This is a genomic window from Thermaerobacillus caldiproteolyticus, from assembly GCF_015326725.1.
GTDB classification, from domain to species: domain Bacteria; phylum Bacillota; class Bacilli; order Bacillales; family Anoxybacillaceae; genus Thermaerobacillus; species Thermaerobacillus caldiproteolyticus.
In genome coordinates this window covers 219413-234540 of the sequence record NZ_CP064060.1, presented here as the reverse complement: position 1 = coordinate 234540, position 15128 = coordinate 219413, and the positions used below count along the sequence as shown (strand labels likewise).

9 protein-coding genes and 2 pseudogenes are annotated in these 15128 nt (G+C 42.2%); 3 read left to right on the top strand and 8 right to left on the bottom strand.

The window, feature by feature from the left end; translation table 11 throughout:
• Positions 1–70: 70 nt before the first annotated feature.
• On the top strand, positions 71–964 hold the full coding sequence (gene gnd / locus ISX45_RS01230; RefSeq protein WP_194519795.1) for a phosphogluconate dehydrogenase (NAD(+)-dependent, decarboxylating): 894 nt from the start codon (positions 71–73) through the stop codon (positions 962–964).
• A gap of 182 nt (positions 965–1146) precedes the next feature.
• Here the strand turns inward: gnd and ISX45_RS01225 are convergent, their stop codons facing one another.
• The 6 genes from ISX45_RS01225 to ISX45_RS01200 form a co-directional block, all read right to left on the bottom strand.
• A complete protein-coding gene (locus ISX45_RS01225; protein ID WP_181555731.1) occupies positions 1147–2172 on the bottom strand; it encodes a LacI family DNA-binding transcriptional regulator in 1026 nt (341 codons plus the stop codon).
• Positions 2173–2194: 22 nt separating this feature from the next.
• A complete protein-coding gene (locus tag ISX45_RS01220) occupies positions 2195–4558 on the bottom strand; it encodes a glycoside hydrolase family 31 protein (RefSeq protein WP_194519794.1) in 2364 nt (787 codons plus the stop codon).
• Between the two features lie 11 nt (positions 4559–4569).
• Entirely contained in the window at positions 4570–6102 is a 1533-nt protein-coding gene (locus tag ISX45_RS01215; protein ID WP_194519793.1) for an alpha-amylase family glycosyl hydrolase, read from the bottom strand.
• 76 nt (positions 6103–6178) lie between these two features.
• The gene (locus ISX45_RS01210; RefSeq protein WP_181555728.1) at positions 6179–7021 is read right to left on the bottom strand and encodes a sugar ABC transporter permease; all 843 of its coding nucleotides are present in this window, start codon (positions 7019–7021) and stop codon (positions 6179–6181) included.
• Positions 7021–8301, bottom strand: coding sequence for a carbohydrate ABC transporter permease (locus tag ISX45_RS01205; protein WP_194519792.1), 1281 nt, complete (start codon positions 8299–8301; stop codon positions 7021–7023). The genes ISX45_RS01210 and ISX45_RS01205 overlap by 1 nt, the downstream gene beginning before the upstream one ends.
• Positions 8302–8366: 65 nt before the next feature.
• Positions 8367–9641, bottom strand: a complete 1275-nt coding sequence (locus ISX45_RS01200; RefSeq protein ID WP_181555726.1) for a sugar ABC transporter substrate-binding protein — start codon at positions 9639–9641, stop codon at positions 8367–8369.
• 260 nt (positions 9642–9901) lie between these two features.
• On the opposite strand from ISX45_RS01200, the gene ISX45_RS01195 reads away from it, so the two are divergent.
• The gene (locus tag ISX45_RS01195) at positions 9902–11674 is read left to right on the top strand and encodes an alpha-glycosidase (RefSeq protein ID WP_194519791.1); all 1773 of its coding nucleotides are present in this window, start codon (positions 9902–9904) and stop codon (positions 11672–11674) included.
• Positions 11675–11699: 25 nt separating this feature from the next.
• Here the strand turns inward: ISX45_RS01195 and ISX45_RS01190 are convergent.
• Positions 11700–12541 (bottom strand): annotated as a pseudogene (locus tag ISX45_RS01190) (helix-turn-helix transcriptional regulator).
• Between the two features lie 269 nt (positions 12542–12810).
• Between ISX45_RS01190 and ISX45_RS01185 the strand changes: the two are divergent.
• Positions 12811–13130, top strand: a pseudogene (locus tag ISX45_RS01185) (MATE family efflux transporter); the annotation flags it as partial.
• A 42-nt stretch (positions 13131–13172) separates the two neighbouring features.
• On the opposite strand, the gene asnB reads toward ISX45_RS01185, so the two are convergent.
• On the bottom strand, positions 13173–15020 hold the full coding sequence (gene asnB / locus ISX45_RS01180; protein WP_194519790.1) for an asparagine synthase (glutamine-hydrolyzing): 1848 nt from the start codon (positions 15018–15020) through the stop codon (positions 13173–13175).
• Between the last annotated feature and the right edge of the window lie 108 nt (positions 15021–15128).

The following is a 15128-nucleotide window of genomic DNA, read 5'->3' as shown; positions in this document are numbered from 1 at the left end:
TAGAAGCCACATTTAACAACAAATTTTCCTTACCTTATAAGATTAAAGACGTTTTTAGGAGGTCATTAACATGAAAATCGGGTTAATCGGTTTAGGAAAAATGGGATTCAACTTAGGTAAAAATCTCATCGACCATAAGCACGAAGTAGTAGCGTTCGATGTAAATGCAAATGCGGTTGAAGAAATAAAAAAATATGGAGCCAAAGGCGTATCTAATTTAGAGGAACTCGCTCTATCATTAGAAAAACCAAGAATTATTTGGATCATGGTTCCACACACAGTGGTTGATTCGGTAATTGGCGAAATTACACCATTTTTAAGCAAAGGAGACATTGTCATTGATGGCGGCAATTCTCACTATAAGGAATCGATTCGTCGTTATAACGAACTAAAGGAGATTGGAATTCACTTTATGGATGCCGGAACCTCTGGTGGAGTGGAAGGTGCTCGTAACGGAGCGTGTTACATGGTTGGAGGGGATTCTGAAGCTTGGAACGTTGTCGAGCCTCTTTTCCGAGATACCGCTGTGGAAAATGGGTATTTATATACAGGAAAAGCAGGTAGCGGCCACTTCTTAAAAATGGTCCACAATGGGATTGAATACGGGATGATGGCGGCCATTGGTGAAGGATTCGAAATATTGGAGAAAAGTGAATTCGATTATGACTACGAAAAAGTGGCAAGAGTGTGGAATCACGGTTCTGTTATTCGTTCATGGCTCATGGAATTAACAGAACGCGCCTTTTCTAAAGATGCAAAATTAGAGGAAATCAAAGGGATTATGCATTCTTCCGGTGAAGGAAAATGGACAGTCGAAACGGCTTTAGATCTACAAACCGCTACTCCTGTCATCGCTATGTCTTTATTGATGCGGTATCGTTCATTAGAAACCGATACATTTACAGGCAAAGTGGTAGCCGCTTTACGCAACGAATTTGGTGGACATGCTGTAGAAAAAAAATGAGGAGGAATAAGCCGTTATAATCATTTGAAGCATCTCCAGAAAAAACTTTTAAGGAAACAGCATAAAACTCCTCTATTTTCGATCAGAGAAATACAACTATCCATTCATGATAAATGAACTTCTCAATTTGAAAAAGCTGACTCTAAACGATCACGTGTAGGGTGACCGTTTGTGCCAGCTTTTTATTTCCGATAATAATCGCACGAAAACCGTCTGACAAGCCGATGCGGGATAATAATGCGCTTAATCGGTTCGTTCGGGTTAGCGATTTTTTCGATTAAGTTTTTCGTTGCTTCGTAGCCGAGTTGGAAGATATGAATGTCGACCGAGGTTAACGGCGGGCGCGAGATTTCTGATAATAGCGTATTATTAAAACTGACGATGGAAACATCATCGGGAACACGTAAGTTCATTTCATCGAGCGTATTTAATACACCAAGCGCCATTAAATCATCAGCAACCACAAGGGCGGTAGGCGGTTCGTTGAGAGAAAGCAATTCTTTCATCGCCTCTTGACCGCCTTCTTTTAGAAACTCTTCATGCATAATATAGTCTTTCCGGTAAGGCAATCCTGCTTCTTTCAATGCCTCTTCATATCCAAGCAGCCGGTCTACTGTCACTAAATAGCTAACATTTCCGCCGACAAAGGCAATTCGCTCATGCCCAAGCTCAATTAAGTGTTGCGTTGCTTCTTTGGCAGCGCGGTAGTTGTCATTGTCGACATGGGTAATTTGTTCGGCTTTTTGATGCGGTTTTCCGATGACGACAAACGGAAACCCATTTTGTTGCAAGTATTTCATGAGTTTGTCATTGACGCGCGAATAGAGCAAAATAACCCCGTCCACGCGCCGACCTTGCAACATTTCAATGACACCTTCATAAATTTCTTCTTCTTTCTCTCCTGTCGACATTTGCAAAGCGTATTTTTTCTCATGCGCAGCCTTGCTAATTCCGCGAATAACTTCGGGATAAAACGGATTTTGCAAAGCTTGATCGGCGGAGCTTGGCATGACTAATCCGATGACTTGTGAAGATTGATTCGCTAAGCTGCGCGCGATAAAGTTTGGATGATAGCCAAGCTCCTTCATCGCCTCGCGCACTTTTCGTTTCGTTTTTTCGCTAATTCGTGGGCTGTCCGCAATCACTCGTGAAACAGTGGAGGGAGCCACGTTTGCTCGTTTCGCTACATCTTTTATCGTAACGTTCATCATTTACTCCCCCATTCGATGTTCATTCACTTTGGATGAGTAGGATACGCTGATGAGGATCAAATATCGCATTTTGTTCGTTTCCATCGATCGTGACTTTCGTCTGTTCCGTCGCGTGATGAATTGCAAAAGAGAGCTTCCAACTTGGTTGATACGTTCCTTCGCTTTTCGTTACGATATGCACGGAATTTTCGCCATATTCGACCTCAATATACATGCGTAAATAATCTCCCTTTTCGTAAGAGAACGTTTGTCCGTCATCATCATACAGTACATACGTCGCTTTGCCACCATTGGCCTTATAAATATGAACAGTCCGATGTTCGTCCGGCATTTCTGTCGAACGCTTAACGTCACCTAAGGCAATAGCCGATCCTTGTTTAATGAAAATTGGCAATGTCTCTAAATCCGCAGAAATTAAATGGTATTGGCCGCCTTCTAGCACTTCGCCTGTCCAATAATCCACCCAGTTTCCTTTCGGGAAATAAGCGACGCGACGGGTCGTGCTCGGCGTCATGATCGGCGCAATTAATACATTGGCACCAACGAGAAATTCGTCATACAGATTATACGTGTTTTCATCATCCGGGTACTCGAAAAACAATGGTCTCATGACAGGTGCCCCTGTTTCATGTGCCTCCGCAAACAATGTATATAAATGTGGAAGCCACTGATAGCGCAATCGAATATATTTTTTTATGATGCGCTCATATTTTTCCCCAAACGCCCACGGTTCTTGACGGCGGAACCCAATCGCGCAATGATTGCGAAAATATGGCGTAAACGCCCCTACTTGCATCCATCGCGTCAACAGCTCTCCGTTCGTGTTATGGGCAAAACCGCCAACATCCGGACCGCAAAACGCAACTCCAGATAATCCTAAGTTCATACACATCGGCAGTGACATTTGCAAGTGTTCCCAGAAGCTGCGATTATCCCCCGTCCATACCGCAGCATAGCGCTGAATGCCGGAAAAGCCAGCGCGTGTTAATAAGAACGGGCGCTTTCCGTTTAATAATTTTTTCATTCCTTTATACGTTGCTTCTCCCATCATAAAGCCATACACGTTATGAAGCTCGCGATGCGTTTTCGGATCGCCGTCGTTGTCGTGTATCACTTTGACGTCCATCGTTTTCGTTTCGTTAAAAACGGATGGTTCGTTCATGTCGTTCCAAATGCCTTCAATGCCTAAATCCGTATAAAATTGGTGCTTTTCTCCCCACCATTTTCGCACCTTTTTATTTGTAAAATCCGGAAACGCGCTCTTGCCCGGCCAGACTTCTCCAAAATAAACGTTTCCTTCGATATATTTGCAAAAATAATCATGGCGAATGCCTTCTTGGTAAATGACGTATTCTGGGTCTTCTTTCACTCCGGGGTCGACAATCGGAACAACACGAATTCCTTTTTGTTTTAAATCGGCAATGAGCTGCTTCGGATTCGGAAAACGGTTACGGTCAAACGTAAACACGCGATAGCCATTCATGTAATGAATATCTAAATAAATGACATCAAGCGGAATGTCTTTTTCGATAAACGTTTGTGCGATCTCTCTTACTTCTTGTTCGGTTTCATAGCTATAGCGGGATTGATGATACCCGAGTGCCCATTTTGGCGGAAGCGGCATTCGGCCGGTAAGATCCGTATATTGTTCTAACACGTCCTTTGGCGTTGGACCAGCAAAAACGTAATAATCAATGGCCCCTCCTTCTGCGGAAAAACAATACTCATCGGTCGCTGTTTGAAAATCAAATGTTGTTTTGTACGTATTGTCAAAGAAAATGCCATGCGCACTTCCATTTCGCACCGTCATAAAATACGGATGGGATTGGTATAACGGGTCCGTTTCCGGATTGTGTGGCGCATACACATCCGTATTCCACATCGTCATTGTTTCGCCACGCTTATCGAGGAACCCTGTTTTTTCACCAAATCCGTAAAAATGGTCAGCTTCATCCATCATTTTAAAACAGCATACTTCTCCTTGATAGGTAAACGCCATCCCCTTTTTTCCTTCCGCAACAAGCAGTCGTCCATGATTGTCGTAAATGCGGACGCGAAACGGTTGTTTTTGCAAAACAACCGTCAGTTTTGCCGATGTTAACGTCACCTCTTCCTCGGTTTCATGTGCGGAAACATCTACTTTTTCCGGCTCTTTTACGACAGCGACACTTGTGGACAAACTTGTTTCGCCAAAAGGGTTGAAGGCGATACGGACAATATCTTCACGGTAAAATCGAATTTTGACGATTCCTGTGTCGCAATGGAATGAAAATACGTGTTCCGTATGAGAAAATGTATGCATATTCCCGATGTCGATCCGGTGCGTTTCTTGCGTTTTGTCATCTTGTTCCGGCTGAATGGCGAAGCTTGTATCCTCGAGCATTTTTTTCCCTCCTAGGTTGTCTGTTTTGACCTTTTCTTTACATAATATAAAAACAACCCAAATAGCACATAAATGGCAATTAACGTTGCAATAAATGGAATATTGAGCCCCGTCTTTTTCGCAAGCACATAAATTTCCGCTGTCTCGCGATTTAAAATGAGATCATATCCGTCGCGATCGCTTCGGACTAAATCTCCTGCCAGCAGTCCGCGTAGTTCTTTTCCCGGGGCAAGTTGATTGTTTGTCAAATGAACCTTTCGTGTTTTTCCGGTATTGTTAATGGCAATGACCGCTGTTTCGTCTTTATACGTCCGCTTAAAGACAGCCATACCGTTTTTTTCATATAACAATGTAAAATCGCCGCGCCGTAGCGACGGTAGCTGTTGGCGCAGTTCCCCTAATTTTTTAATATAACCAATGATTTCCTTGTCAGTACGGAAATTCATTAAGCGACGATTATCCGGATCGTTCCCGCCGTCCATTGCAATTTCTGTTCCATAATACATAATCGGAATGCCCGGTGCAGAGAACAAATACGTTAACCCGAGCTTAATTCTCGTTATTGGATTTTGCTTATTTTCTATCGCAAGTCTTGTAAAACGCACCGTATCATGATTGTCTAAAAATGTTCCAAGCAAATACGGGCGATCGTAAAATGTTTTGTCATACTCCCATACGTCGTAAAGCGGCCGCAACGATTGATCGCGCTTGCTGAACACTTTCGTGATTTCGTTGTAAAGCGGATAATCGACAAACCCGTCGATGCCGTATTTTCCATAGTCGGCAATATAACGCGGGTCATCATTCCATACTTCTCCAAGCAGGAAAAAGTCTTTTTTCACCGATTTCACTTCTTTGGCAAACTCTTGCCAAAACGATTTCGGGACGTGTTTGACTGTATCAAGGCGATAACCGTCAATGTCCGTTTCTTTAATCCACCATTTGGCCATATCGATTAAATAGCGCTTTACTTGTGGATTTTCTTGCGCTAAATCAGGCAGTCCGAACACCCAGCCGTTTTCCACTTGTTGTTGGTCATCCCAGTTAAAAATGTCGTTTTTCTCATGAAACCAGTCTTTTTTCTTCGGATCATTCAGCCATGGATGATGGTAACCGGTATGATTGACGACAAGGTCTAAGATGACTTTCATATCGCGTTTATGCGCTTCTTTGACTAATGTTTTTAAGTCACTCAGCGTTCCGAAATGCTTATCGACTTTGTAAAAATCAGAAATCCAGTAACCGTGATATCCGCCGGGTTCGTTTTGAAAAATCGGCGTCAGCCAAATTGCGGTAAAGCCCATGTCTTTAATGTAATCGAGCTTGTCGATCACCCCTTTTAAATCGCCGCCGTGATACGCTCTCGGATCGTTGACATTCACATCTTTGTCATTCGTCGGATCCATATTGTTAAATCTGTCGACCATCAAAAAATAAATCGCTTCATCTTGCCAAAGGCGTTCTTCTTTTTCGGCTGCCTGTACAGGTAGGGCATAAAAAAGAAGAAACGGAAGTACAAACAGAGCAAATGCTCGTTTCCCCATTTCCGCTTCCCCCCTTTATCTCTAGTATCGTTTGACTCATCGGAAAGGGGTAATACCAATTCTATCATAACGGTTATTACCCTTTTGTTCCACCTGCTGTTAAGCCGGAAATTAAATAACGCTGTAAGAACAAGAACACCACCGCAATCGGTGCGGCAATTAAAATTGAACCGGCGGCAAATCTCGTAAAGTTGTTGGCAAATTTATCGTTAATAAAGTTAAACAATCCTAACGCAAGCGTGTATTTGTCCGGATCGCGCAAAATAATGCTTGGCAGCAAGAAATCCGTAAACGGTGCCATAAAATTGAACAACGCCACAACCGCTAAAATCGGTTTCGCAAGTGGAAGCATAATTTTAAAGAAAACTCCTAAATGTCCTGCCCCATCGATGCGTGCCGCTTCATCCAGTTCTCTTGGAATCGTGTCAAAATACCCTTTCACAAGCCATGCGTTAAACGGAATTTGTCCCCCCACATAAATAAGAATGAGCCCCCACAATGAATCTAATAACCCAAGCATATTTAATAAAATATAGAGCGCGACCATCGCCATGAGGGACGGGAACATTTGTAATACTAAAAACGCATATAACCCATACTTCCGACCAGCAAATTGATAACGAGAAAACGCATACGCAATTAAAGCAGTAAAAAATACTGATAAAATCGAGTTTGCGGCTGCGACAAGTAAACTATTTTTATACCATGTTAAATAATCGCTTTGCGGGCTAGTAAAAAGCCATTTATAATGCTCAAGCGACGCATTTTCCGGAATTAATGTCGCTGAATAAAGGCTTGTGCCCGGATTTAACGACATACCAATCGTCCAAAGGAGCGGATAGGCAATCACAACAAACATAAAGGCAATAAACAAATAAATGAGTGTCACTTCGATGATCGATTTTGTTTTTCGGCTCATCAGATGTTCCCCTCCTCTTTAAAGGAACGTGTGCGGCGGAATTGATAGATCGCAAACCCACTTACGATTAAACCGATAATAATCGAAATCGCAGCTGCCATATTATAGTTATTCGTTGTAAACGTTAAGTCGTATACCCAAGAAATCAAAATGTCTGTTCCCCCTGCATTTTGTCCGCGTACCGCCGGGCCGCCGTCGTTAAATAAGTAAATAATATTAAAGTTATTAAAGTTGCCGGCATACTGCATAATCAATAGCGGAGCCGTCGCATAGAGCACATGCGGCAATGTAATCGAGCGAAACTTTTGCCAGCGAGAAGCTCCGTCGATGTCCGCCGCTTCGTACCAATCGCGGGAAATGCTTTGCAGCACGCCAGTAAATAAGGCAAATACAAACGGGAAGCCTAACCATGTTTGAATCAAAATTAAGGCGACTTTTGTCCAAAACGGGTCGTTCATCCATGGAATCATCACGCCAAATGCGCTTAAAATATCGCGGTTAATCGCTCCGAATTTATCGTTAAACATCGCTGCAAACACGAGAATCGTCACGAACGCTGGAACCGCCCACGGCAAAATTAATACAGTACGAATGAACCGTTTAAATTTAATGCGCGGGTCATTGACTAAAAGGGCTAAAAATAATCCTAGCGCAATTTGCGAAGTGGTAGCGACAATTGTCCACACAATCGTCCAAGAAAATACGCTGAAAAATGTATCTTGCCAAATTGGAATCGATACCAAGTTTTTAAAATTCGTAAATCCGACCCAATGCAAAAGCTTGCGCGGTGGTGAATTATATAAGTTGTAATCAGTAAAAGCGAGCGACACCATAAAAAGCAGCGGCAACACGACAATAAAAACAAGCATCACAAGCCCTGGTGTGACGAAAATATACGGGAATCCTTTATCCCAAGCGTTTTTGCAAGATTCGATCAGCGACGGAAACGGTTCTCCACGTTGAAGGCGAAGCGCATCTTTCCGTGCGTCCATAATATTAAAATAGTAAAGAGCGGCCGCAAATGCGATGATAATGACAGAAACTAGACCTTGAATTAACAAGAAAATCGAATGGTCGACTTTCGGAATTTCCCCTAATGTAATGAGTCCCCATAATCCAATGTTTAAAAAGTTATAAAACGTCATCAAAAAAGCTGCTTCAATGATAATAAATAAAATCCCTTTGACATAGCGCCGATTGTATAATTGCCCTAAGCCAGCAAAAAGGACCGATAACACAACGGCAACAACCGGATTATGCCGCACCCTTTTTTCAGGCATGTTGTATCCCCCCCTATACGTGATAAGAATGGTGGATAGAGAGCTCTATCCACCAAATTATTACGTCATTTCCCACCGCTTGCTGCGATTTTATCTTGAATCGTTTTTACTGCTTCCGTTAATACTGCTTTTGGATCATCACCTTTTGCGATGAATTGTAACGCATTGCCCATTGGATCCCATACTTGAGACATTTGTGGAACGTTCGGCATTGGTTCACCGTACTGGATTTGTTCCGCAAAGCCAGAGATTAATGGATCATTTGTAATTTTTTCATTTGTCAATGCTTTTTCGTTTGCCGGCATTTCTCCAGCTACTTCATAATAATGGAGCGAGTTTTCTTCGTTTGTAATAAATTTCATAAAATCAGTTGCCCATTCTTTATTTTTGGAATAAGCGGATAACATCCATGATTTTACACCAACAAATGATTTTGGATGTTCACCATTTTCCAAGACAGGTAGTGGTGCTGTTGCTAATTTATCTCCTAACGCATCGCGATATGTGGCAATATTCCAAGGACCAGTAATTACCGCTGCTACATTTCCTTTCGTAAATAATCCGTTCATGACATCGCCAGTAATTTCTTTTGGGATATAACCGTTTTCAAACCAAGATTGTACAAGTTGAGCCCCTTTTACTGCACCATCATTCGCCAAACCGACATCATTTGTATCATATTTTCCATCTTCGTTATGAAACACGTATCCACCGTAACCAGCAAAGAACGGATAAATGAAATAGAAGTTTGTTGCTTCCATTAAAAAGCCGTATTTATCTTGGGAAGCGTTCGTTTTTTCTTTCGCAATGTTCATAAGCTCATCCATCGTTTTTGGAGCTTGTGGAACTAAATCTTTATTATAGAAAAGTCCATACGTTTCAACGACCAATGGCGCGCCATAAATGTCGCCATCGTACGTCACAGCATCAATGGCTGTTTTACTATATTCTCCTTTGGCATCACCAAGATCAACAGGATCTGCCAATCCTTGAAGAACAATGTCACCGATGCGGTCATGCGGTTGATAAAACACGTCAGGACCTTTTCCAGCTGGACCGTCTAATGCTAATTTTTTTGCTTGGTCTAACATGCTAACAGCGACCATTTCAATTTTAATGCCTGTTTTTTCTGTATACTTTTTAAAAATGTCGCTTAACGCTTGCTTTTGCTTTTCCTCATCGTTCACCCAAACAACTAATTTTTCCGGTTTTTTGACATTTTCTGTTGCCGTGCCGCTGTTCTTTTCTTTTACTTGCTCGGCATCGCGCTTCGGTCCGCAAGCAGCTAACACACCAATAACAAGCATCATCACCATAAACACTGAAAAAAACTTCTTCATCATATCCCCCTCCTAATGTATAAACTAGCTCTCTGCACAATCGCTCATATAGGAAATCGTTTGCACAAATCTATAAAAAAAGAATCTTTATTTATCTATGAAAGCGATTGCACTTTTATTTTCATTATAGCTCCTATTTTTGATTTTACAAGTATTTTTTCCATAAAAGTTTGACTTTTTTCTTAACTTATCCTACTCTTTAAATAAGTATGCCGCTTCATGCAAACGATTGCGTTTATGTAAAGGAGTGAAGCAATGAAATGTTAAAGGAAGCGATCTACCACCGTCCGAAAGATAACTTTGCTTATGCGTATGATGAAAAAACCCTACATATTCGATTACGTACGAAAAAAAATGATGTGGAAAGCGTTCAGCTTATTTACGGTGATCCTTATGAATGGGCAGACGGACGATGGCAAATGAACCACTCTCCCATGAAAAAAAGCGGGTCTGACGAACTGTTTGATTATTGGTTTATCTCCATCGTTCCACCTCATCGCCGCCTTCGTTACGGATTTGAACTAACGGCAGGAGACGAACGAATCATTTACACAGAAAAAGGATTTTATCGTGAAGCACCTGATGATGATACTGCCTATTATTTTTGTTTTCCGTTTTTAAATAAAATCGACGTATTTCAAGCACCGGAATGGGTGAAAGACACGGTTTGGTATCAAATCTTTCCGGAACGGTTTGCCAATGGCAATGAATCCTTAAATCCAGAAGGAACTTTGCCATGGGGAAGCGAAGATCCAACGCCAATCAGCTTTTTTGGCGGCGATTTTGAAGGGATCATTCAACATATTGATCATCTCGTTGAACTAGGGATTAATGGAATTTATCTTACCCCGATTTTTAAAGCTCCATCCAACCATAAATATGATACAATTGACTATTTTGAAATCGACCCGCAGTTTGGGGACAAACAAACGTTTAAACGCCTTGTTGATCTTTGTCATGAAAAAGGAATCCGCGTCATGCTGGATGCGGTGTTCAATCACTGCGGTTATTACTTCCCGCCATTTCAAGATGTGCTGAAAAATGGCGAGAACTCTAAATATAAAGATTGGTTCCATATTCGAAAGTTTCCAATTCGAACAAAACCTCGTCCAAACTATGATACATTTGCTTTTACTGAACTGATGCCAAAGCTCAATACCGAAAACCCAGAAGTGAAACAATATTTATTAGATGTAGCAACCTATTGGATTCGCGAGTTTGATATTGACGGCTGGCGTTTAGATGTCGCCAATGAAGTCGATCACCAATTTTGGCGCGAATTCCGTCAAGCAGTGAAAGCGGTTAAACCGGATGTGTATATTCTCGGTGAAATTTGGCACGATTCGATGCCATGGTTGCGCGGTGACCAATTCGATGCAGTGATGAATTACCCATTCACCAATGGAGCGCTCCGCTTTTTTGCGAAGAATGAAGTACGTGCATCGCAGTTCGCTAACATCATCACGAATGTTCTCCATTCATACCCGATTAATGTGAACGAAGTATCCTTTAACTTGCTGGGCAGCCACGATACACCAAGAATGTTAACCGTTTGCGAGGGAAATAAACAAAAAGCGAAACTATTATTTTTGTTCCAGCTTTCATTCACGGGCACTCCGTGCATTTATTACGGAGATGAAATCGGCATGACTGGGGGACAAGATCCCGGTTGTCGAAAATGTATGATTTGGGACGAAAAACAACAAGACCGAAACTTATTTGAACATGTACAAAAACTCATTTTACTTCGGAAAACATATCGATCATTCGGAAGCCACGGTGAGCTAAAATTTATCGAAACAAATGATGACACGAATCATCTCGTTTATACGAAAACGTATGGTGATGAAACTATTTTATTTATCATCAACAACAGCGAGCGCGAAATCAACGTTACATTGCCGTTTTCATTCAAAGGAAAACGGTTGACCAACTTATGGACGAACGAACAATTTGCCGCCGAAGCCGATGAGCTCAACGCCAAACTCCCACCGTACGGCTTTCTTATTTATCGCGTTGAGCAATGGCAATAAAGCGAGGCTCTTATGACCTCGCTTTTCACATCCGATGAACCATACGGCGATACTCGGCCGATGTCACCCCTTCTACCTTTTTAAGCAGTCGGGAAAAATACGCCCCGTCTTCAATTCCTATCCGTTTGGCAATCGCCTCCACCGTTTCCTTTGTTTCGGCCAGCCATTTTTTGCTTTCGATAGACGATAGTGATTCAAATATTGAACGAAACTCATTCCCATCGTCTTTTGCATACAACGCGTAATGTAATCAGGATGGAAACGCAATGATCGTGCTAGCTGTTTCATATCGAGTGGCTTGCGATAATGTTCGTGGATATATTTGATCGCTTCGGCACACACTTTTCCGAAGCAATTGGAATGTGTAATGCCTGTTTTTGCAGCTGCAAGAGAAATTCCGTGAAATATATCTGCTGTTTCAGCGGGCTATCGGGAGCCCCACCTTCATTTACATCTACTAATTGCTGCAATAGTTGTTCGACCCGCTCTCTTTGTCTTACTTTTGCATATTGCGGCAACTAAAGTTAATATTGCGCCGCTTCGACATACGTCGCTTCTCGTTCAACGACATCATATCAATTGAGTTCCGTTTTCTTGACAATCTCATAGCTTCCTTCCACCGTAAAATGCAACCATATAAAATGCATATCTTCTGGGCAGGATTGATGTCCTTAATGTTCACGGTGAGGTGTATTCACCGGCTCCTATTGTAAATGTATGTTCTTCTTCGGTCATGTACAAACGCCTGCGTTTTACATACACCAAATCAAAAACGGAAAATATTCTCTTAAAATACTGTTTTCCCTTGACGAATACCGCTTCTCCCCCCTTAATAAGCGTCGGGAACGGCGGCAAGTAAAACGGAATGTTCTCATATAAAAATTCGTCTTTATGTCAGAAATATACAAATTGAATCGTGTTCCTCCCCTTTTATTATGAAATGAAATCGATCAACTGAATATAGCTTTTAAGTCGGAATGTTTAAAGGGGTTGTCTTGATGAAAAAAGAACGAACACTTTTTTATTCGCGCTGACATGACCACTCTTTATTGAAACGCTACTGGTATATGCTTATAGGCAATGCCGATACGCTCATGTTAAGCTAATATCCCGATGATTCCGTCACCGCCGTGGGTATTGTTTCAACTTTTACAACAAATGAACAATTTATTGAGCTTGACGGAACATTATTGTTGTTAACGGTCATCTTAGAACCGGGACGATCGTTTCATCTCGTCATTATCAGCTCACTCCGAGATGCCAGAGATGTCAAATGCCCTGTTTACTTGGACATTTTGTAGGAGTAACCATTTTTCAAGCTGATCTTGGGCTCGTTGGCGTATGGATTTCCTTTATTGCTGATGAATGGCTGCGCAGGTTGCTCATGTTATGGCGGTGGCGCTCAAAAGTGTGGCAGAAAAAATCATTTGTTCAACAAAGTGTAGAAACTGCCTGATGCTAATAAAAAATGAGAGGCTACACGAATGTAGCCTCTCACTTATTCTTTTATATGAATCCCATAGTTTTTAAACCAAACGTGAACTTGCCCGAGATAAGCTAAAAGCTGCGGCCCCGTCATTAACTGTCCGAACCAAGGTGCTTGGAATGATTTCCCCCCGGTTTCAACCATTTCTTCTAACTTTTGCGCATCAAAAAATTCGTATAACACCGATGTGCGGTCACTCAATATTTCTTTTAACCATTTTTTCACCAGCTCGGTATAAAGAGGGTGATGCGTTTTCGGGTATGGACTTTTTTTACGGTACAACACTTCCTCTGGCAAAATTCCTTCGAGCGCCCGACGCAAAATTCCTTTTTCGCGATTGCCATACATTTTCATCTCCCACGGAATATTCCATACATACTCGACTAAGCGATGATCAGCAAACGGCACGCGCACCTCAAGACTCGCTCCCATGCTCATTCGGTCTTTTCGGTCAAGAAGCGTCGTCATAAACCAAATCATATTGAGATAAAACAGCTCTCGCCGTTTTGCTTCTACGGCACTTTCTCCTTCCAATCTAGGAACTTCGGCAATCGTTTCTTGGAATCGTGTCTGTACATATTCATCTAACAGCAGATTGTTCCGCCAATGCTCTTTCAATAAACCGATACGCGCTTCGGTTGAACGCATCCATGGAAATCCGTCTCGTGCTAAATCATCAGGCCGATGAAACCATGGATACCCTCCAAAAATTTCATCCGCACATTCCCCGGATAAACTGACAACGAAGTCTTTTTTAATTTGCTGACAAAACCAAAGCAGTGAAGAATCAACATCAGCCATTCCCGGAAGATCGCGAACAATTACCGCTTCTGTTAAGTAGTCTGCCAAATCTTGCTGGGTAATGACACATCGATGATGGACTGTGCCAAACGTTTTCGACATTTTTTGAATCCATGGGCCATCTGCGTTCGGTTGAAAATCATTCGCTGTAAAATATTTCTCATTCTCCTCATAATCAATGGAATACGTATGAAGCGGGGCCTTTCCTTCTTTTTCAAACGCTGCTGCGGCGATCGCTGTAATTGCACTTGAATCAACACCACCGGATAAAAACGTGCAAATCGGCACATCAGAAACGAGTTGACGCGTGACAGCGTCGATAAGAAGAAACCGTAATTTTTCAGCCGTTTCTTCCAACGAATCACGGTGAATATCGCTTTCCACATTCCAATAACGCCATATTTTAAGCCGTTCACGCGAGTACGTTAAGGCATGGGCCGGGCGCAATTCGCAAATGCTTGAAAACACCCCGTGTCCGGGAGTGCGTGATGGGCCTAATCCGAAAATTTCTGCTAACCCTTCACGGTCGACTTCTGCCCTTACTTCCGGATGGGCTAAAATCGCTTTAATTTCCGAGCCGAATAGAAAACTTCCACTAACATGACGATAAAATAGCGGCTTTACCCCTAAACGGTCGCGCGCTAAAAACAGCTGCTGACGCCTTTCATCCCAAATCGCAAACGCAAAAATCCCATTTAAGTAGTCGACACATTGCTCCTGCCATTCGATATACGCTGTTAACAACACTTCCGTATCCGAATGACCTTGAAACGTGTATCCTCGTCTCAGCAGCTCTTTGCGAATATCCTCTGTATTATATAACTCTCCGTTATAACAAATCGTGTACGGATATCCGTGTTTCTCTCTTGTCATTGGCTGAACCCCTCCCGCTGGGTCAACAACAACAAGGCGCTTATGCCCGAACGCAACATGTTCACTAAACCAGTGATTCGTATCGTCAGGACCTCGTTTCGCCAATGTTTCAGTCATTTTGTCGATGATATCTTTGTCTATTTGTACATTCCGTCGAAAATCAACCCAACCGGTGATGCCACACATATGAATCAATCCTTTCTTTATTATCAGGGATAAAATTTTATCCCATTGTCCGATGTTATACGTTCGCCTCCGCTTTTCTTTTTGGCATGCTTCCATTTTATGCAGCGG